This is a genomic window from Lentzea aerocolonigenes, from assembly GCF_000955955.1.
Classification (GTDB): domain Bacteria; phylum Actinomycetota; class Actinomycetes; order Mycobacteriales; family Pseudonocardiaceae; genus Lentzea; species Lentzea aerocolonigenes_A.
Map to the genome: position 1 here is coordinate 36,099 of NZ_JYJG01000055.1, position 20,314 is coordinate 56,412.

The 20,314-nt window shown below is 69.5% G+C and carries 15 protein-coding genes and 1 pseudogene; 14 read left to right on the forward strand and 2 right to left on the reverse strand.

Annotated elements, in window-relative coordinates; translation table 11 throughout:
• Positions 1 to 78 precede the first annotated feature (78 nt).
• The 12 genes from UK23_RS10040 (at position 79) to UK23_RS10095 (ending at position 16,698) form a co-directional block, all read left to right on the forward strand.
• Positions 79 to 1,455, forward strand: a complete 1,377-nt coding sequence (locus tag UK23_RS10040) for a serine hydrolase domain-containing protein (RefSeq protein ID WP_045311140.1) — start codon at positions 79 to 81, stop codon at positions 1,453 to 1,455.
• Complete coding sequence (locus UK23_RS10045) at positions 1,452 to 2,318, forward strand: serine hydrolase (RefSeq protein WP_045311141.1); 867 nt, start codon at positions 1,452 to 1,454, stop codon at positions 2,316 to 2,318. Before UK23_RS10040 ends, UK23_RS10045 begins: the two co-directional genes overlap by 4 nt.
• On the forward strand, positions 2,315 to 3,838 hold the full coding sequence (locus UK23_RS10050; RefSeq protein ID WP_045311142.1) for an ABC transporter substrate-binding protein: 1,524 nt from the start codon (positions 2,315 to 2,317) through the stop codon (positions 3,836 to 3,838). The genes UK23_RS10045 and UK23_RS10050 overlap by 4 nt, the downstream gene beginning before the upstream one ends.
• Positions 3,835 to 4,809 (forward strand): ABC transporter permease, encoded by a 975-nt coding sequence (locus tag UK23_RS10055; RefSeq protein ID WP_045311143.1) that lies wholly within the window; start codon positions 3,835 to 3,837, stop codon positions 4,807 to 4,809. The genes UK23_RS10050 and UK23_RS10055 overlap by 4 nt, the downstream gene beginning before the upstream one ends.
• Complete coding sequence (locus UK23_RS10060) at positions 4,809 to 6,698, forward strand: dipeptide/oligopeptide/nickel ABC transporter permease/ATP-binding protein (RefSeq protein WP_045311144.1); 1,890 nt, start codon at positions 4,809 to 4,811, stop codon at positions 6,696 to 6,698. Before UK23_RS10055 ends, UK23_RS10060 begins: the two co-directional genes overlap by 1 nt.
• On the forward strand, positions 6,691 to 7,431 hold the full coding sequence (locus tag UK23_RS10065) for an ABC transporter ATP-binding protein (RefSeq protein WP_045311145.1): 741 nt from the start codon (positions 6,691 to 6,693) through the stop codon (positions 7,429 to 7,431). Before UK23_RS10060 ends, UK23_RS10065 begins: the two co-directional genes overlap by 8 nt.
• Positions 7,428 to 8,441: a dipeptidase gene (locus UK23_RS10070; RefSeq protein ID WP_196777678.1), complete on the forward strand. Its 1,014-nt coding sequence runs from the start codon at positions 7,428 to 7,430 to the stop codon at positions 8,439 to 8,441. Before UK23_RS10065 ends, UK23_RS10070 begins: the two co-directional genes overlap by 4 nt.
• Positions 8,438 to 11,680, forward strand: a complete 3,243-nt coding sequence (locus UK23_RS10075; RefSeq protein WP_231114446.1) for a serine hydrolase — start codon at positions 8,438 to 8,440, stop codon at positions 11,678 to 11,680. The genes UK23_RS10070 and UK23_RS10075 overlap by 4 nt, the downstream gene beginning before the upstream one ends.
• Positions 11,680 to 12,732: a M20 family metallopeptidase gene (locus UK23_RS10080; protein ID WP_156212996.1), complete on the forward strand. Its 1,053-nt coding sequence runs from the start codon at positions 11,680 to 11,682 to the stop codon at positions 12,730 to 12,732. The genes UK23_RS10075 and UK23_RS10080 overlap by 1 nt, the downstream gene beginning before the upstream one ends.
• Positions 12,729 to 13,478: a GNAT family N-acetyltransferase gene (locus UK23_RS10085; RefSeq protein WP_196777679.1), complete on the forward strand. Its 750-nt coding sequence runs from the start codon at positions 12,729 to 12,731 to the stop codon at positions 13,476 to 13,478. Before UK23_RS10080 ends, UK23_RS10085 begins: the two co-directional genes overlap by 4 nt.
• A complete protein-coding gene (gene menC / locus UK23_RS10090; RefSeq protein WP_045311148.1) occupies positions 13,475 to 14,584 on the forward strand; it encodes an o-succinylbenzoate synthase in 1,110 nt (369 codons plus the stop codon). The genes UK23_RS10085 and menC overlap by 4 nt, the downstream gene beginning before the upstream one ends.
• A 452-nt stretch (positions 14,585 to 15,036) precedes the next feature.
• On the forward strand, positions 15,037 to 16,698 hold the full coding sequence (locus UK23_RS10095; protein ID WP_063778054.1) for a PucR family transcriptional regulator: 1,662 nt from the start codon (positions 15,037 to 15,039) through the stop codon (positions 16,696 to 16,698).
• Here the strand turns inward: UK23_RS10095 and UK23_RS50090 are convergent.
• Positions 16,679 to 17,458 (reverse strand): annotated as a pseudogene (locus UK23_RS50090) (LysR family transcriptional regulator); the annotation flags it as partial. The gene UK23_RS10095 and the pseudogene UK23_RS50090 sit on opposite strands and share 20 nt — an antisense overlap.
• A 124-nt stretch (positions 17,459 to 17,582) precedes the next feature.
• Here UK23_RS50090 and UK23_RS10105 point away from each other — a divergent pair.
• Positions 17,583 to 18,128 (forward strand): short chain dehydrogenase, encoded by a 546-nt coding sequence (locus UK23_RS10105; protein WP_045311150.1) that lies wholly within the window; start codon positions 17,583 to 17,585, stop codon positions 18,126 to 18,128.
• Here the strand turns inward: UK23_RS10105 and UK23_RS10110 are convergent.
• The gene (locus UK23_RS10110) at positions 18,116 to 18,697 is read right to left on the reverse strand and encodes a TetR/AcrR family transcriptional regulator (protein ID WP_045311151.1); all 582 of its coding nucleotides are present in this window, start codon (positions 18,695 to 18,697) and stop codon (positions 18,116 to 18,118) included. The two genes, UK23_RS10105 and UK23_RS10110, sit on opposite strands and share 13 nt — an antisense overlap.
• Before the next feature lie 96 nt (positions 18,698 to 18,793).
• Between UK23_RS10110 and UK23_RS10115 the strand changes: the two genes are divergently transcribed.
• A complete protein-coding gene (locus UK23_RS10115; protein ID WP_045311184.1) occupies positions 18,794 to 20,311 on the forward strand; it encodes an MDR family MFS transporter in 1,518 nt (505 codons plus the stop codon).
• The last annotated feature ends 3 nt before the right edge of the window (positions 20,312 to 20,314 follow it).

Genomic DNA, 20,314 nt, shown 5'->3' on the forward strand with positions numbered 1-20,314 from the left:
CGTGCGACGAGGTGACGCGAGCAGGCCGTACCTAGCGTTGGCGGTGACCGGAGTCACGTCGACGTGGATGAGGCGCGGATGTCCAAGCTGAGCGAGATCAACGACTGGCTGCAGGAGAACCTCCCCAGGCTGGTGGCCCAGTACGAGGTGCCGGGCGCCACCGTGGCCGTCACCGCGGGCGACGAGGTGGTCGAGGCCGCCGCGGGTGTGCTGAACAAGAACACCGGGGTCGAGACGACGACCGACTCGCTGTTCCAGATCGGGTCGATCACCAAGGTGTGGACGACGACGCTCGCCATGCAGCTCGTCGACGAGGGGTTGCTCGACGTCGACGAGCCGGTGCGGAGCTACCTGCCCGAGTTCCGCATCGGCGACGAGGAGGCCGCGCGGAAGATCACCGTGCGGCAGCTGATGTGCCACACGTCCGGGTTCGAGGGTGATCTGTTCACCGACACCGGCCGTGGTGACGACTGCGTGGAGAAGTACGTCGGCACGCTGCAGGACACCCCGCAGCTGTTCGCGCCGGGTGAGATGTTCAGCTACAACAACGCCGGCTACGTGGTGCTCGGCCGGGTCGTCGAAACGCTTCGAGGCAAGCCCTACGACGAGTGCCTGCGCGACCACCTCTTCGCGCCGCTCGGCCTCACCCACGCCGCGACCAGCGCGTACGACGCGATCATGTTCCGCGCGGCGGTCGGCCACCTCACGCCCGACGAAGCCCAAGGGCCTCAGGTCGCGCCGGTGTGGGCGCTGGTGCGGTCGAACGCCCCGGCGGGCTCGATGCTGTCGATGTCGGCGAGCGACCTGCTCAAGTTCGCCCGGATGCACATGAGCAAGCAGACCGAGGTGCTGTCACCGGCCGCGATCGAGGCCATGCAACAGGTTCAGGTGCAGGTGCCGGACCTCGCGCTGATGGGTGACGCGTGGGGTCTCGGCTGGGAGCTGTTCCACTATCCACAAGCGACGGTCATCGGCCACGACGGTGGCACGATCGGCCAGAACGCCTTCCTGCGCCTGGTTCCCGAGCACGGCGTCGCGGTCGCGTTGCTGACCAACGGCGGCAAGACCGTCGACCTGTACGAGGAGATCTTCCGGCACGTGCTCAAAGAGCTGGCAGGCGTCGACATGCCCGGCATGCCGGTACCGGCCGAGGAACCGGAGCCGGTCGACGGCAGCAGGTTCACCGGCGTTTACGTGTCGTCGGTCGGCGAGCGGGTCGTGACACAGGACGAGGACGGCCGCATCTGGATGGAGGTCATCCCCAAGGGGATCATGGCCGAGCTCAGCCCCGAGTCCGCCGGCAAGACCGAGCTGGTGCCGTGGCGCAACGACACTCTCGTTGCCGCGGAACGGGTTCACGGCATCCACATGCCGCACGCGTTCGTCGGCGACGACGGCAACGGCCGCGCGCTTTTCCTGCACACGGGCCGCGCGGACCGGCGGGTGGCCCCGTGATCGCGGACGTCTTCGCCGAAGCAGGCGCGGAAGGGTTCGTCCACGCCCGCGAAATCGGGACGGACAACGAGTTCTGCCACCACGCCGACGACCCGGTGGTGCTGGCTTCGGTGTTCAAGATCCCGGTGGCCGTCGCCTACGCCGAAGAAGTCGCCGCGGGACGGCTGGTCGAGACCGAGCGGACCAAGGTCACCTCCCAGTACCGCATCGGCGGCATCGGCACCGCGGGCTGCGCGGACGACGTCGAGATGAGCTGGCGCGACCTCGCGTTGTTCATGATGACCATGAGTGACAACGCGGCGACCGACGTGATCTTCCACCGCATCGGGCAGGAAGCGGTCGACAAGGTGCTCAAGAACCTCGATCTGCACCGCACCCGGATCATGGGCTGCTGCGAGGACCTCTTCGCCTCGATGTCGGCCGACCTGGCGATGACTCCGCTGGAGGCCGAGGAAGCGCTCGGCAACCCCACGTGGGAGCTGATCGAGAAACTGGCCATTGTGGACCCCGAGCGCACGACTTCCTCGACACCGAGGGAGATCACCACGCTGCTGGAGGCCATCTGGACCGACCGCGCGGCCGCTCCCGAGGCGTGCGAACAGGTTCGCCGGATCATGGCCCAGCAGATCTGGCCGCACCGGCTCAGCTCGGGGTTCCCAGCGGACGTCCAGGTCGCGGCCAAGACCGGCACGCTGCCGAGCGTCCGCAACGAGGCAGGCGTCGTCACCTACCCCGACGGCCGCAGCTACGCCGTCGCCGTGTTCACCCGCGCGAAGGCCCTCGACCTGCGGCAACCCGCCGTGGACGCGGTGATCGGCCGCGCCGGGCGCCTCGCCGTCGACCACCTCCGGAGCACGTCATGAAGCGCACAGCCCTGGCCGTGGCGGCGGTCCTCGTGGTGTCGGGCTGCGGGGCGTCCGGGAGTTCCGGGTCCAAGGCGCTCGCCGACGGCAGGACGTTCACGATGTCGGTCGGCGCCGACCCCGGCACGCTCGACCCCGCGCTCACGGTGCTGACGGTCGCCCGCGCGATCGGCCGGTTCCTCTACGGCCGCCTCGTCGAGCGCACGGCGAACGGTGACATCGTCGCCGGCCTCGCGGAGAAGTGGGACGCCGACGCCACGAAGGCCACTTTCACGCTGCGCCAAGGCATCACGTGTGCGGACGGTGCACCGCTCACCGCCGGGGACGTCGCCGCGAACATCAACTTCACCGCCGACCCGAAGAACAAGTCCCCGCTGGTCGGCTTGATGGTCATGCCGGGCACCACGGCGACGGCGGACGAGGCCACGCGCACGGTCACCGTCACGAGCGGCGCACCGGACGCGTTCCTGCTCACCAACGTCGGCTCGCTGCCGATCGTGTGCGCCAAGGGCATGAGCGACCGCGCGTTGCTCACCAAGGGCGAGCAGGGCACCGGCTTGTTCACGATCTCCGAGATCGCGCCGAACGACCACTACACCCTGACGCGCCGCAAGGACCTGCCGGCCGAGCAGGGCATGCCGGACGAGGTCGTCGTCAAGGTCGTCCCGAACGAGACGACCGCGGTGAACCTGTTGCTGTCCGGGCAGATCACCGCGGCCACCATCGCGGGCCCCGACCAGGAACGTCTGCTGGCGCAGAAGGTCGAGCACGTCGACCTCGCCGTGCCGCTGGGACTGCTCGGCTTCAACCAGTCCGACGGCTTGCCCGCGCAGGACCCGGCGGTGCGCCGCGCGCTCGTGCAGGCACTCGACCTCGCGCAGGTCGGCAAAGTGCTGACCAGCGGCAAGGGCAGGCCGTCGAAGAGCGTCGTGACGGTCGAACCGCGGCCCTGCACCGGCGACAACGTCGGTTCGAACCTCCCACCGCACGACAAGGCCGCCGCCGAGCAGGCGCTCACCGCCGCAGGCTGGACCAAGAACGGGAAACCGTTGCAGATCAGGCTGCTGCAGCCGACCGTCCTCGGTCCGACGTTCACCGCGGCCGCCGAGCTGATCCAGCAGGCGTGGCAGGCCATCGGAGTGCAGGTGACCATCCAGCCGGTCGACGCGGCAGGGCTCAACCAGGCGTTGTTCGGCACGGGCGCGTGGGACGTGTCGATGGCGCCGGTGACGCTCGCGCTGCCCAGCCAGCTGGTGTCGTTCGCGTCCGGCCCGGTGCCGCCGCAAGGTGTGAACTTCGGGCACGTCCGCAACGCGGAGTTCGAGGAGCAGTCCAAGCTGGCCGCGACGATGCCCGGCTCGACCGGCTGCGAGCACTGGAACAAGGCAGAGGCCGCGCTGGTCAAGTCCGTCGATCTGCTGCCGTACGTCGACTCCGTGGTGCCGACTTTCGTGAAGGGTGCGAAGTTCACCCTGAGCGACGGCATCGACCCGGCGTCGATCCGGATGCTCGCGTCATGACCCAGGTCGCGCACGAGGTGACGGGCAGCTCCTGGCTGCCCTTCGCCCGGCGGCGGGCCGTGCGGTTCCTGACCTCGCTGTGGGTGCTGGTGACCGCGGCGTTCCTGATGATCCACCTGATCCCCGGCGACCCCGTGCGCGAGGCGCTGGGGATGACGGCCTCGCCCGACGTCGTCAATGCGCGCCGGGAAGCGTTGGGGCTCAACGACTCTCTGGTGACGCAGTACTGGCACTACCTCGGCGGCCTGTTCTCCGGTGACTTCGGCACCTCGCTCGTGTCCGGCACACCCGTCGCGGACCTGATCGGCGACCGGCTGCCCGCGACCGTGCAGCTCGCGGTGACCGCGTTCCTCGTCGTGGTCGTCGTGGCCGTGCCGGTCGGTGTCGTGATGGCGGTGCTCACCAGGGGCGGCCGTCGTCGTGGCGCCGAGCTCGGGTTCACGTCCACGAGTGTGGTGCTGGCGGCGATTCCGGAGTTCCTGCTGGCAGTGGGTCTGGTCAGCCTCTTCGGGGTGGCGCTCGGACTGTTGCCGGTGGCCGGGCGGGACGCTCCCGGCTCCTCGGTCCTGCCGGTGCTGGCGCTGGCGATCGGACCGGCGGCGGTGCTGGCCAGGATCGTCCGGGTCGAGCTGCTTTCCGTGCTGGGAAACGACTTCGTGCGCACCGCACGAGCGAAACGGTTGCCCGCAAGGCTTGTGTACGTACGGCATGCACTGCCGAACGCGCTGACCGCGACTCTGACGCTCGGCGCGATGATGCTCGCGAGCCTGGTCGCAGGGACCGTGCTGGTGGAGAACGTGTTCGCGTGGCCAGGGCTGGGTTCCACGATCGTCGGGTCGATCCAGCAGAAGGACTACCCGGCCGTGCAGGGGATCGTGCTGGTCTACGGCACGGGCGTGTTGCTCGTGAACCTCGCTGTCGACGTGGTGCTGGCACTGCTCGATCCGCGTTCGACGATCAGGGAGGCCTGATGCGTGCTCTTCGCACTCCAGTAGGCCTGGCGTCGGGTGTTTTGCTGGTGCTGCTGGCGGCTTTGGCCGTCTTCGCCCCGCTGCTGTGGGGCTCGCAAGCCGGCGCGATCGACACCGACGCGCTCCAGCAGGGCTCGTCCGCCGACCACCTGCTCGGCACGGACGCGCTGGGCCGCGACATCTTCTACCGGGTGCTGGTCGCGACCCGGCTCACGCTCGGGCTCGCCCTGCTGGCCACGCTCGTCGGCGTCACCGCGGGCCTGGTGCTGGGCTCGCTGCCGTCGGTGTTGCCGCGCTGGGCGGGCAGGATCGTGACGTCCGCGGTGAACATCGCCGTCGCGTTCCCGGGGCTGCTGCTGGCGTTGTTCTTCGCGGTGATCTTCGGAACCGGGACCATCGGCGCGGTGCTGGCCATCGCGTTCGCGATCACGCCGTCGTTCGCCCGGCTCACCCAGACCCTCACGGCCTCCATCAGCGGCCGTGACTTCATCGCGGCGGCACGGGTGTGCGGGGTGGGGCGGTTCCGGTTGCTGCTGCGGCACATCCTGCCGAACATCGCCGAACCGCTCGTGATCAACGCGACCCTCGCCGCCGGGAGCGCGCTGACCGCGTTCGCCGGGCTGTCTTTCCTGGGCATCGGCGTGCAGGCGCCTTCGTACGACTGGGGACGGCTGCTCGGCGAGGGCCTGAACCGGATCTACATCTCCCCCGCGCCCGCGCTGGGTCCGGCGGTGGCGGTGGTGCTGGCCGGGCTGGCGTTCAACCTGTTCGGTGAGGCCGCGGCGTCCGCCGCAGGTCATCGGCAGTCTGTCCGGAAAGCGCCCAAGCCGGTGTCCACAGTGGAGTCACCGAGCGGCGAAGGCTTGCTGAACGTGCGGAACCTGCGGGTGTCCTTCCCCGGCGCCGGCGGGTGGATCACGCCGGTGCGCGGGGTGTCGTTCACGGTCGGGCAGGGCGAGATGATCGGGGTGGTCGGCGAGTCCGGCTCGGGCAAGAGCTTGACCGCGCTGGCCGTGTCCCGGCTGGTGGAGCACCCCGGCGTCGTCACGGCTGACCGGCTGGAGTTCGCCGGGAAGCCGTTGCGGGAGACGTCGCAGCGGGAGCTGGGCACGTCGCTCGCGATGGTGTTCCAGGACCCGATGACGTCCTTCAACCCGACGCGCCGGATCGGCCGGCAGCTCGCCGAGGTGTCCGAGGTGCACCAGGGGATGTCGCGCAAGGCGGCATCGGCACGGGTGGTCGACCGGCTGAAAGCCGTGCGGATTCCGTCCGCGGAAAGGCGTGCCCGGCAGTACCCGCACGAGTTCTCCGGCGGCATGCGGCAGCGGGCCATGATCGCGATGGGCCTGATGGGCGAGCCGCGGCTGGTGATCGCCGACGAGCCGACCACCGCGCTGGACGTCACCGTGCAGCGGGAGGTGCTGCGGTTGCTCGCACGCGTCCAGGAGGAGCGGTCGGCGGCGGTGTTGCTGATCAGCCATGACATCACCGTGGTCGCGCAGACCTGCGACCGGGTGCTGGTGATGTACGCCGGGCGGATCGTCGAGGAGTTGCCGACCGCGGAGCTGTTCACGTCGGCGCGGCACCCGTACACGACAGCGTTGCTGGCCGCGGTGCCCGACCTGGAGACGGATCGGGACGCCCCGCTGGCGGTGATTCCCGGACGGCCGCCGGAGCCCGCGGAGATCGGGGTGGGCTGCCCGTTCGCGCCGCGGTGTCCGCTCGCTGATCAGAGGTGCCGGGAGGTGGAACCGGAGCTGGAACAGGTCGGGGTCGGGCATCAGGTCGCTTGCTGGCGGCTCGCGGATGGCATGCCGAGCCTGGAGGAAGCGACGGTCGTGGGAGGCCCCGCGATGGCCGGCCGAAACGGGGAGGCGTCTGGTGAGTGAACTCAGGTTCGACTCGGTCAGTCTCCAGTACGGCTCTCTCCGTGCGGTCGACGACGTCAGCCTGACCGTGCCATCGGGCCAGGTCGTCGGGCTGGTCGGCGAGTCGGGGTCGGGCAAGTCCAGCCTCGCCGCCGCGGCCGTCGGCCTCGTCCCGCCCACCGCCGGCCGCATCCTGCTGGACGGCGCCGACATCCACCGGCTGCGCCACCGCAAGCTGCAGATGGTCTTCCAGGACCCGTACTCGTCGCTCGACCCGCGCATGAGCATCGGCGAGTCGATCGCCGAAGCCATGCCGCGAGGCACCGACAAGCGCGCCGAGGTCGCCCGGCTGCTCGAACTCGTCAACCTCGATCCCAGCCGCGCCACCTCACTGCCGGCACGCCTGTCAGGCGGTCAACGGCAGCGGGTCGCGCTCGCCAGAGCACTCGCCGGCCGGCCGGAGGTGATCATCGCCGACGAGATCACGTCCGCGCTGGACGTCTCGGTGCAGGGCGCGGTGCTGAACCTCGTACGCGATCTGCAACGGCAGCTGGGCCTGTCGATGCTGTTCATCTCGCACAACCTCGCCGTGGTCCGGTACGTGAGCGACCGCATCGCGGTGATGCGCTCGGGCAGGATCGTGGAGGAGGGCACGGCCGAGCGGGTGCTCACGGACCCGCAACACAGCTACACACGCGAACTGCTAGCTGCTGCTCCGTCGCGGCACACCAGCCTGTGGGAGGACGCTTCGTGATCATCGCGGACACGCACAACGACCTGCTGGACGCGATCGTCCACCGGCCCGTCGAACGATGGGTTCCGCACTTCCGCGACCAATGGCTACCCCAGTTGCACACAGGCGGGGTGAACCTGCAGGTGCTGCCGGTGTTCATCGACGACGTCTTCCGGCCCGAAGGTGCTCTCCGCCAAACGCTGCGCATGATCGAGGTCGCGCACCGCATCGCCGAGGGCAACCCGGACACCGTCGAACTCTGTTTCGACGGTGCGGACATCGACGCGGCACTCGAATCGAACCGCATCGCTTTGGTACTGGCGCTGGAAAGCGCGCCTGGCATCGGCGAGGACGTCGAACTGCTGGAAACCCTGTACCGGCTGGGCGTCCGGATCGCCTCGCTCGCGCACTTCGGCCGCACCGCGCTGGCCGACGGCAGCGGTGAGGACGCGACCGGCAGCAGGCTGACGCGGGCAGGAGTCGCCGCGTTCGCCGAGATGGAGCGCCTCGGCATGATCTTCGACGTCAGCCACCTCAGCGCGGCGGGCGTCGAGCACGTGCTGGAGATGGCCACACGTCCGGTCATGGCAACACATTCGTCGGCGAGGGCGGTGCGCGACCACCACCGCAACCTGACCGACGAGCAGCTCAGAGGCATCGCTGACAACGGCGGCGTCGTGTGCGTGAACTTCTTCGCGCCGTTCCTGCACGAGTCCGACTTCCGCATCGAGCGGTTGATCGACCACATCGAGCACATCGCGGGGGTCATGGGCATCCGGCACGTCGGTCTCGGCCCGGACTTCGTCAAGGAGGTCCTGGAGGACACCACACCGCCGTGCTGCGAGGCCCAGTTCATCGAGGGCGTGCCCACCGACAAGTTCATCCCGGGGCTGGAGGGCCCGGCAGGGTTGCCGCTGGTCATCGATGCGCTTCGCCGGCGTGGGTGGCCAGAAGACGACATCGCCCTGGTCATGGGGCAGAACGTGCTCGACCTGTTCCGCACCGAACTCAAGAGGGGGACCACGAAGTGACCACCACTGTGACCACCATCGAGGACCTGTACGGCCACACGCTGCCCGAGCAGCCCGCGCTCTCGCCGGACGGCACCGAGATCGTCTACGTCCTGCGCACCACCGACCGCGAGGCCGACCAGGACCTGCGGGCGCTGTGGCGGGTGGCTGACGGCAAGGCGAAGCAGCTGACCAGGGGCAAGTCCGACCAGTCTCCGGTGTGGTCGCCGGACGGGAGCCGCATCGCGTTCCTGCGCGCCCAGGACGGCCCGCCGCAGATCTGGCTGCTGCCGGCCGACGGCGGCGAGCCCGAGCAGGTGACGTCGCTGCCGCTCGGCGCGGGCCAGCCGGTGTGGAGCGTGGACGGCACGCGGCTCGCGTTCTCCGCGCCGGTCGACATCGCGGACGCCAAGGCGCCGATCGCCGCTTCGAGGCTCGACTACAAGGCCGACGGTTCTGGCTATCTGCGCAGCGTTCGCGCTCACCTGCACGTGCTGGACCTGGAGAGCCGCGAGGTCCGGCAGATCACCGAGGGCGACTGGTTCGCCGGCACGCCCGCGTGGTCGCCTGACGGCAAGCAGCTCGCCTTCACGGGTGCACGCGACCAGGACGCCGACCTCACGTTCCGCGTGCCTGTGCACGTCGTTGACGTCGCTGGGCATGCGGAACCGAGGCTCGTCGGGCTCGCCACCGGCCAGGCAGCAACTGTCGCGTGGACCGGAGAAGGCCTGCTCGTCACCGGACGCACCACCGCGGATTCCGGACACCTCAGCGTGCTGCTCCTGTCCCTCGACGGCGAGGTGCGCAACCTGTCAGAACCGTTGGACCGCAACGTCATGCCGGGCATGTCGGGGTATCCCGGCGGTATTCCGGTGCTGACGGACGGCAAGGTCCTGTTCTGCGCACGCGACCGCGGCTGCACGCAGCTCTACTCGGTCGATCTCGAAAACGGAGCGCCTCAGCTCGTTCTCGGCGGAGATTCCCGGGTCGTGGCAGGGCTTTCCGTCGCCTCGGGCAAGGCAGCGGTCGTCCTCTGCACGCCCACGTCGTACGGCGAGGTCGCCACCATCGATCTGAGCACCGGCGACGCGACTGTCCACACTGAACACAACAAGACCGAATTGTTCGTGCGAGAAGAGCGCGAGTTCACCATCTCGGACGGCACGGTCGTGCACGGCTGGCTGGTCCGCGACCCGTCCGCCACCGGCCCGCAACCTCTCCTGCTCGACATCCACGGCGGCCCGCACAACGCGTGGAACGGCACCGCCGACCCGGTCCACCTCTACCACCAGGTCCTGGCACAGCAGGGCTGGACGGTCCTGCTGCTCAACCCGCGCGGCAGCGACGGTTACGGAGAAGCCTTCTACCGGGCCGCTCTCGGCGCGTGGGGCAAGGCCGACGCGCAGGACTTCCTGGAGCCGATCGACCAGCTCGTCGCGGAAGGTCTCGCCGACCCGGACAGGCTGGCCGTCACGGGCTACAGCTACGGCGGCTACATGACCTGCTACCTGACCAGCCGCGACAACAGGTTCGCCGCGGCCGTCGCCGGTGGTGTGGTCAGCGACCTGAGCAGCATGGCCGGCACGTCCGACGGCGGCCACTACCTGACCGAGCTCGAACTGGGCGGCCCCGGCCACCACATCGCCGAGCTCTCCCCGCTCACGCTGGTCAACGAGGTCAGCACGCCCACGTTGATCTACCAGGGCGCGCACGACGACAGGTGCCCGGTCGGCCAGGCCGAGCAGTGGTTCACCGCGCTGCGCCAGAACGGCGTGCCCAGCAAGCTCGTGCTCTACCCGGACGAGTCGCACCTGTTCATCCTCAGCGGCAAGCCCTCGCACCGCGAGGACTTCAACCGCCGCGTCGTCGACTGGGTCCGCGAGCACGCCGAGAACCGCCGACCGCTCGACCCGAAGCACTGGCAGCGCAGGCTTTCCGCCCTCGCGAAGAAGCACGGCGTGCCCGGTGCCGCGCTCGGCATCCTGCGCGACAACGAGATCATCCAAGCCCACCACGGCGTCCTGAGCACGGCGACCGGCGTGCAGGTCGACGACGACACCGTGTTCCAGATCGGCTCGATCAGCAAGGTGTGGACGACCACGGTCGTGATGCAGCTCGTCGACGAGGGGCTGCTCGACCTCGACGCGCCGATCGCTGACGTCCTGCCGGAGCTGAAGCTCGCGGATCCCGTGGCGGCCCAGAAGGTGACCATGCGGCACCTGCTCACGCACACCAGCGGCATCGACGGCGACATCTTCACCGACACCGGCCGCGGCGACGACTGCCTGGAGCGCTACACCGAACTGCTCGCGGAAGCCGCCCAGAACACCCCGCTCGGAGCCACGTTCTCCTACTCCAACTCGGGTTTCGCGCTGGCCGGCCGGGTCGTCGAGAAGATCACCGGCAAGGTGTGGGACACGGCCCTGCGCGAAAGGCTCCTGGCACCGCTCGGCCTCACCCGCACCGGCACCCTGCCGGAGGAGGCGCTCCTGCACCGCGCCGCCGTCGGCCATCCGACCCACGAAGGCAGGACCGAACCGGCGTCGGTGTGGATGCTGCCGCGCTCGGTCGGGCCGGCCGGCACGATCTTCGCGACGACCGCGGACGTGCTGGCGTTCGCGCGGATGCACCTCGACGGAGGCCTGGCCCAGGACGGCGCGCGAGTGCTGTCGGAAGCGTCCACGCACGCCATGACGGAGAAGCAGACCGATGTGCCCGACCCGAACTCGAAGGCCGACTCCTGGGGCCTCGGCTGGATCCGGTTCGACTGGGACGGACAGCGGCTGATCGGCCACGACGGCAACACCATCGGGCAGTCGTCGTTCCTGCGCGTGCTGCCGGAGCAGCGGCTCGCGGTCACGCTGCTGACCAACGGCGGCTACCCGAGCGAGCTGGCAACAGAGCTGTTCCGGGAGATCTTCGCGGAGCTCGGGGGGATCGAGATGCCACCCCCGGTGCGGCCGGCCGCTGAACCTCCGGCCGTGGACATCGCGCGGCACGTGGGCCGGTATGAGCGTGCGTCGTTCCGGATCGACGTCACCGAGGGCGAACGAGGACTGCGGGCGAAGACGACGGTCACCGGGTCGCTGGCCGGACTCGTGCCGGACCCGCCGGAGGTCGACCTCGTGCCGCTCGGCGACTCCCAGTTCGTCTGCCGGTACGAGGAGGAGGGCAGCTGGGCCTCGGTCGTGTTCTACAGCCTGCCCACGGGTGAGCAGTACATCCACTCGGGTCTGCGCGCAACGCCGAAGGTGTCCTGATGAACCTCCTCGACGACATCGAGCGGCTCGTGACCTGCGAGTCGCCCTCCACTGATCTCGCGGCGGTCGCTCGCAGCGCGGACGTCACCGCTTCGGTGGGCGCCGCGCTGCTCGGCTCGCAGCCGGAACGGATCGGCACGCATCTGCGGTGGCGCTTGGGTTCCGGCCCGCGTCGCGTGCTGCTGCTCGGCCATCACGACACGGTGTGGCCGATCGGAACGTTGGCACGGATTCCGTTCTCGGTGCAGGACGGCGTGCTGCGCGGACCCGGTTGCTTCGACATGAAGGCCGGCCTGGCGATGATCTTCCACGCCGTGGCCGCGCTGGATTCTCCGGACGGGGTAACGGTTCTCGTGACCAGCGACGAGGAGATCGGCTCGCCGTCGTCGCGCGGGTTGATCGAGGCGGAAGCTGTGGAGCACCAGGCCGTACTCGTCACCGAGGGTTCGGCGGACGGTGGCGCTTTGAAGACCGAACGCAAAGGCACCTCCATGTACGAGGTGACATTGCACGGTCGCGCCGCTCACGCCGGTCTCGAACCCGAACGCGGCGTGAACGCGACTGTTGAGGCGGCGCACCAGATTCTGGCGGTGTCGGGGCTGGCTGATCCAGGTGCCGGCACCACCGTCGTGCCGACTGTGCTTTCGGCTGGCACCACGACGAACACCGTTCCCGCGCAAGGGAAGTTCATGGTCGACGTGCGCGTGCGAAATCTCGCCGAGCAGCTGCGGGTGGACGAGGCCATGCGGGCTTTGGAGCCGGTGCTCGACGGGGCGAAGGTCGAGGTGACCGGCGGACCCAACCGTGCGCCGCTGGAGCTCTCGATGTCCTCGGGGTTGTTCTCCCTGGCCACACGTCTGCTTCCGGGGATCACGCAGGCCTCCGTCGGTGGCGCGTCGGACGGCAACTTCACCGCTGGAGTCGGGATTGCGACGCTCGACGGGCTCGGCGCCGTCGGTGGTGGCGCGCACGCCGACAGCGAGCACGTGCTGGTGTCCGAGCTGGTGCCGCGCACCGAACTGCTCGCGGCGCTGGTGAAGGAGCTGACATGACCGTCAGACAGCTCACCGAGCACAAAGAACTTCTTGCCGCGCAACGGTTGTACGAGTCGATCTGGCGGTCGTCCGCTCCCCCGGTCACGGCGGAGCTGATGCGGGCGCTGATCAAGTCCGGGAACTACGTGTCCGGCGCGTTCGACGGCGAGGACCTCATCGGTGCGTGCGCGGGCTTCTGCTCTCCACCCGCGGAAAGCACCCTGCACAGCCACATCGCCGGAGTAGCGCCCGGCATGCGCGGCCGCAACGTCGGCCACGCGTTGAAGCTGGACCAGCGGGGGTGGGCACTGGCCCGCGGGATCAAGACGATCACCTGGACGTTCGACCCGCTGATCCGCCGCAACGCGCACTTCAACCTGGCCAAGCTCGGCGCGGACGCCACCGAGTACCTGACCGACCTGTACGGCCACATGTCCGACGACATCAACGGCGGTGGTGACACCGACAGGCTCCTCGTCACGTGGGACCTGATCGCCGCTGAGCCTCGTCCGGCCACGGCCGCAGGTGTGGTCGCGCTGGGGATCTCTCCGGACGGCACGCCGGTGGTGGGCACTTCGGGTGGTCAGACCGTGCTGGTCGCGGTACCAGCGGACATCGAAACGCTTCGAGCCACGAACCCGGCCGCGGCGAACGAATGGCGGCACGCCGTGCGGGACGTGCTCGGCGGCCTGCTCGCCTCCGGTGCCCGCGTGACCGGGTTCGACAAGTCGGGTTGGTACGTAGTGGAGAGGAACGAGTCGTGAAGCTGTCCGGAGTCGAGCTCCGCTGGGTCGAGATGCCGTTGAAGTCGCCGTTCCGGACCTCGTTCGGCACCCAGACCACGCGCTCGTTGCTGCTGCTGCGCGCCGTCACCTCCGACGGCGAGGGCTGGGGCGAGTGCGTCGCGATGGCCGACCCGGTGTACTCGTCGGAGTACCTCGAAGGCTGCGCGGACGTGCTGCGCCGCTTCCTGGTCCCGGCTCTCACCGGGCCGATCGACGGGGTGTCGGTCGCGGGGCGCGTGGCCAGGTTCCGCGGGCACCGGATGGCCAAGGGCGCGTTGGAGATGGCAGTGCTCGACGCCGAACTGCGCGCGCGAGGTGTGTCATTCGGCCGTGAGCTGGGTGCGACCCGCGATCGGGTGCCGTGCGGCGTATCGGTCGGGATCATGAACTCGATCCCCGAGCTGCTCGACGCGGTCACCGGCTACGTCGAGGAGGGTTACGTCCGGATCAAGCTGAAGATCGAGCCCGGCTGGGACGTCGAAGCGGTTCAATCAGTGCGCGAACGGTTCCCTGACGTCCTGCTCCAGGTGGACGCCAACACCGCCTACACCCTGGCCGACGCCCGGCACCTCGCGCGGCTCGACCCGTTCGACCTGCTGCTGATCGAACAGCCCCTGGACGAGGAGGACGTCCTGGCCCACGCCTCGCTGGCCCAGGTGGTGAAGACGCCGATCTGCCTGGACGAGTCGATCACCTCGGCCCGCTCGGCCGCCGACGCGATCAAGCTCGGCGCGTGCCAGATCGTCAACATCAAGCCTGGCCGCGTCGGTGGCTACCTGGAAGCACGCCGGATCCACGACGTATGCGCGGCCCACGGCATCGCGGTGTGGTGCGGCGGCATGCTCGAAACGGGCATCGGCCGCGCGGCGAACGTGGCCCTGGCCGCATTGCCCGGCTGCACCCTGCCCGGCGACACCTCGGCGTCGGACCGCTACTACGCCATGGACATCACCGAGCCGTTCGTGCTGGACGACGGCCACCTGACCGTGCCGACCGGGCCGGGACTGGGTGTGACGCCGCTGCCGGACGCGCTGGAATCGGTGACCGTGAAGACGGAGTGGATCCCGGTGACGACGGTCCTCTGACGGCAGGGGTCCAGCGTCCTCACCCGCCGCTGGACCCCACCTTCGACAGCCTCGGCCCGCGTCTGCTCAACCGCCGACAACGGCCCCGGCCCACCTCCCCAGGAACGCAGCGACGTCGGCACCAGCCCACACCCGCCGCAACGCCGCCCCGGCCCACACCCTCAACCCCCGCCGCCACAGCCCCGGCCCACACCCGCCACATCCCGGTGACGAGAATCCAGCCCACGCGCCTTCAACGCCCGCCCCGCTCCGCAGCCACCCGACGACAACCAGCCCGGCCCCACACCCGCCACAGCCCCGTGACCCCATCCGGCCCAGACCCCAGGGCCACAGCTCCAGCCCCGGCCCACACCCGCCACAGCCCCGTGACCCCAATCCGGCCCATACCCCCGCGGCCACAGCCCCGGCTCCGGCCACTGGATTCCTCTGTAGACGGTTGGCATGGTGTCCACATGAGTCCTAGAACAGGCCTCGCCCGCGTCCTCGACGATCTCGGCACCACCCTGATCGACCTGGTCCGCGGCGACCCGGCCCGCGCCGTCGACATCGGCGGCGTGGTCATCCACGATCCGCACGACGACCAGGTGCTGCCGCAATCAGCCCTCGTGCTGGGCGTCGGCGTGCAAGACCCATCAGAAATCCTCGACCTCCTGGGCAAACTCGGCGCGGCCGCACTCGTCGTCCGCGGCCCCGTCGACGTGACCGAGCAGGTCGCCGAAGCCGTCGACAGATCGGGCGTGGCGTTGCTCGGGCTGGCACCGGGCGCGTCGTGGACCCAGCTCGCCGCCATGCTCCGCTCGCTGCTGGCCGAGGGTGAGGTGGACCCGTCCGAGACGCTCGGCGGTGTGCCGGCCGGGGACCTGTTCGCGCTGGCCAACGCCGTCGCGTCGTTGATCGGTGCGCCGGTGACGATCGAGGACCGGAGCTCGCGCGTGCTCGCGTTCTCGGGGCGCCAGGACGAGGCCGACTCGTCGCGGGTGGAGACGATCCTCGGGCGGCAGGTGCCCGCGCACTACTCGCAGCTGCTGGAGTCGCGCGGCGTGTTCCAGCAGCTCTACCGCAGCGACCAGCCCGTCTACATCGAGGGCCTGCCTGCGCACGACGGCTCGGTGTGCCTGCCGCGGGTCGCGGTGGCGGTGCGGGCGGGTGACGAGTTCCTCGGCTCGATCTGGGCCGCGGTGCGCGAGCCGTTGCCCGCTGACCGGTCGCAGGCATTCTGCGACGCGGCCAAGCTGGTGGCGTTGCACATGATGCGCCAACGAGCGGGCGCCGATGTCGAACGCCGGTTGCGCGCGGATCTGGTCAGCACCGCCGTGGAAGGCGGGGCGGGCGCGGCGGAAGCGGTGAGACGGCTCGGGCTCTCGGACCAGTCCTGCGTGGTGCTCGCCCTGGCCTTGGCCCACTCGCACGGTGACGACCCCGCGAGCCACGCCCGGCTGCTGGCCGAACGGCAGCAGATCGCCGACGCGCTAGCGATGCACCTGACCGCAGTGCATCCACGCGCCGCGGCGGCGTTGATCGGTGACGTGGCCTACGCGATTCTCCCCGCGGAGTCGGAAGATCGCGCGCTGCGGATCGCCACGGACTTCCACAACCGCATCGGCAACCACGTGCTCGTGGGCGTCGGCCAGGTCGCGGATGGCCTGGAGCTGTCCCGTTCCCGCGCCGGAGCCGACCTCGTCCTGCGCGTGCTGCGCGCAGGGAGGGCGTCCTTCCCGATCGCACGAGTGTCCGATGTGCACGGTGAAGGACTGCTGCTGGAACTGTCCGACCTCATCGCCGAACGCGGCGACACGCTGACCGGGCCGGTCGCACGGCTGATCGGCTACGACCGCACGCACAGCAGCAACCTGGTCGAGACGCTGGCAGCCTGGTTGGACGCGTTCGGCGACGTGGCTGCTGCATCGGCCGCGGTTTTCGTGCACCCCAACACGTTCCGGTACCGCCTCAGAAGACTGTCCGAGGTCGGCGAGATCGACCTCAGCGATCCGAACGCACGGTTCGCGGCGATGCTGCAACTGCGGCTGTGGCGGCCAGGTGCCGCTGAGCCAGCGCCACGAACGCCGCCGTCGACGGATGCGCCGGCGCCGAGGGCCACGCCAGGTGCACGGTGATCGGCTCGGCGTCGGTCAGCGGCAGGTAGACGACCTCGGGATGCGGGTTGTGGTGACCGGTCCCGGCGGCCGTGACCCCGACGGTCGCTCCGGTCGCGATCGACGTCAGCCACTCGACCACGCCGGGCACGTCCAGCGTCCGCGGCCGAGCGCCGACCGGCCAGAGATCAGCGGTGGTCGTGCCTGCCGTCTCACACACGGACACGACCTCCGACGCCAGATCACCCAGCGTCAAAGCATCTCGCGAAGCCAATGGGTGATCCACCGCGACCGCCGCGAGACGTGGTTCCTCGATCAACGCCACGTGGTCGACGCCGGGCTGCGACGGCTGAGTGCGCAGCACCGCGACATCGGCCTCGCCCCGCCGCAACGCCGCCTCGGGGTCGTCCGACCGACGGATGCGCACGAGCACATCGGGATGCGCAGCCCGCCACTCCCGCAGGAACGGAATGGTGAAACGACCCAAAGCCGCCCACGCGAAGGTCAACCGCAGCGGCTGTGGCTGCACCGCCTCGGCCAGCGCGGTGTCGAGCGATGCCAAGATCCGGTGGCTGTGCTCCCACAGCCGCTGGCCCGTGTCGGTCAACGCCACGTGCCGGGTCGTGCGGTCGACGAGCCGCACGCCCAGACGCCGTTCCAACTGCTCCAAAGTGCGCGAGAGAGCTGGCTGCGTGACGTGCAACGACTGCGCGGCCGCGGTGATCGATCGGTGGTCGCCGATCGCGGCCAACGCACGCAGATGCCGTAGCTCGACATTCATAACCACGGATCATAAGTGCTGCACGAACGGCATTTCACACACCGCACAAGCGGGCCTAGCGTCAAAGCCATGAGGATTCTGCTCGTAGGAGCCACCGGCACGCTGGGCACCGCGGTGCACCGCGGTGCACCAGGAGCTCGCCGCACGCAAGCACGACGTCGTCACCGTCTCCCGCACCGGCGGCGACCTGCAGTACGACATCACCGACCCGGCCCAAGTAGCCGAGATGTTCCAGACCGTCGGCCAGGTAGACGCGGTCGCGAGCGCTGCCGGCCACGTCCCCTACAAGCCGGTCGCAGAGCTGACCGCGGACGACTACCAGGCCGCGTTCACCGGCAAGGTGCTGTCACAGGTCATGCTCGTGAAGGAAGGCCTCACCCACGTGACCGGGTCCTTCACGCTCATCACGGGCGTACTCGCACGCGAACCCATCGTCACCGGTGCTGCTGCCTCACTGGCCAACGGCGCAGTGGAAGCCTTCGTCAAAGCCGCCGCCATCGAGATCGCCCCGCAGCGGATCAACGCCATCAGCCCAACGGTGTTCACCGAGTCGCTCGACGTCTACGGCGACTTCTTCCCCGGCATGAAGCCGGTCCCGCTCGCCGACGTCGTCCAGGCGTACGTCCGATCGATCGAGGGACGCCAGACCGGCCAGATCTACGTGCCCTGAACCCGAACCCGGCCCAGCAGCCGATCGACCAGCACGGGCAACTGCTGCTCCCCCGCACCTTCGAGCCACAACGCGATCCCGGTGCGCACAGTCGCGAGGAACGTCGCAGCCATCAACCGGGCCACTTCCTCGTCCGGTTCACGCACCACGAGCACGGCGGTCAGGTCACGTTCAAGCGCGACCTGGTCGCCTGCTTGGCGTGCGAGCAGTGACGGATGCCGGCGCAGCAGCCGCAGCTGGGCCATCCACTCGACGTCCGGGACGGGCCAGGTGCGGTACAGCTCCGCCGTCGCCGCGCGCAGAGCCGTCCACGCCTCCTCACCAGCGGGCCGTGTCGAGACCAGCGCGACCAACTCCTGGATGCGCGAGCGATCAGCGTCGAGAACCGCGTCCTCCTTGCCCGCGAAGTAGTTGGAGAACGTGCGGCGGGACACCCCTGCCTCGTCCGCGATGTCCTCGACCGTCACCCCGTCCAGGCCGTGCTCCATCGCCAGCCGCAACGCCGCCCCTGCCAGCGACCGCCTGGTCACCGCCTTCTTGTGCGCGCGGAGCGTGGTGAGGGTCTCCATGCGCCCCAGCGTAGACGGTGTACGTTGCTCATTGAGCAAATTTGCACGTCGTGCAAGAATTAGAGGGTGGCGGATGTGAAGAACCAGACCCAGGCGATGGGCCACCGGCAGGTGCTCGAGTCGCTGTCGGGGTTGCTGCTCGCGTTGTTCGTGGCGATGGTCAGCTCGACGGTGGTGTCCACCGCGCTGCCCCGCATCATCGGCTCGCTGAACGGCACGCAGACGCAGTACACGTGGGTGGTCACGGCGACCCTGCTCACGGCGACCGCGACCACGCCGATCTGGGGCAGGCTCGCTGACCTGTTCAACAAGAAGACGCTGGTCCAGGCCGCGATCGTGATCTTCGTGATCGGCTCGCTGCTCAGCGGTTTCGCCCAGGACACCGGCCAGCTGATCGCCGCCCGCGCGTTCCAGGGCCTCGGCGTCGGCGGCCTGCAGGCACTCGTGCAGGTCGTGATCGCCGCGATCATCCCGCCCCGCGAACGCGGCCGGTACAACGGTTACCTCGGCGCGGTCATGGCCGTCGCGACAGTCGGCGGCCCGCTGCTCGGCGGCCTGATCGTCGACGTGTCGTGGCTCGGCTGGCGCTGGTGCTTCTGGGTCGCCGTGCCGATCGCCGCGATCGCGTTCGTCGTCCTGCAGGCCACCCTCAAGCTCGAAACGGTTCGACGCGAGAACGTCCGCATCGACTACCTCGGCGCGGCCCTGATCGCCGCCGGTGTGAGCACACTGCTGATCTGGGTCTCGTTCGTCGGCAACTCGTTCGACTGGCTGTCGTGGCAGACCGGGGCCATGGTCGCGGCCGGGCTCGTGCTGCTCGGCGCGGCGATCGCGGTGGAGCTGAAGGTCGACGAACCCGTTGTGCCACTGCACATCGTCGTCCAGCGCACCCCCGCGCTGGCGATCATCGCGTCACTCGCCGTCGGCATGGCCATGTTCGGCGGCGCGGTGTTCCTCGGCCAGTACTTCCAGATCGGCCGCGGCTACACCCCGACCGAGGCGGGCCTGCTGACCATCCCGCTGATGGCCGGCGTGCTGGTGTCGTCCACCGTCTCCGGTCGCATGATCAGCCGCTCCGGAAAGGTCAAGCCGTACATCGTGGCCGGCACGATCACCCTCGTGCTCGGCTTCCTCGGCCTCGGTTTCGTCGACCACGCCACGGCGTTGTGGATCGTCGGCATCGCGATGGCCGTCGTGGGCATCGGCGTCGGCATGACGATGCAGAACCTGGTGCTGGCCGTCCAGAACAGCGTGCCCCTGAGCGAACTCGGCGCCGCCAGCGCGTCCGTGACGTTCTTCAGGTCTTTGGGCGGCACGATCGGCGTGTCCGTCCTCGGCGCCGTGCTGGCCAACCGCGTCACCGCCGACCTGTCCACCGCGCTGCACGTCCCGGCGGGCCAGTCGACCGGCGACACCAGCGCGTTGAACCTCAAGGCGCTGCCGCCACAGGTGCAGACCATCGTGCACACCGTCTACGGCGACGCGACCGCGCACATCTTCCTGATCTCCGCGGCCGTCGGCGTGATCGGCGTGATCGCCGCGCTGCTGCTCAAGCCGATCACCCTGCGCACCACGATCGACCTGGAGAAGAAGGAATCAGCGGCCGTGCGCTGATCA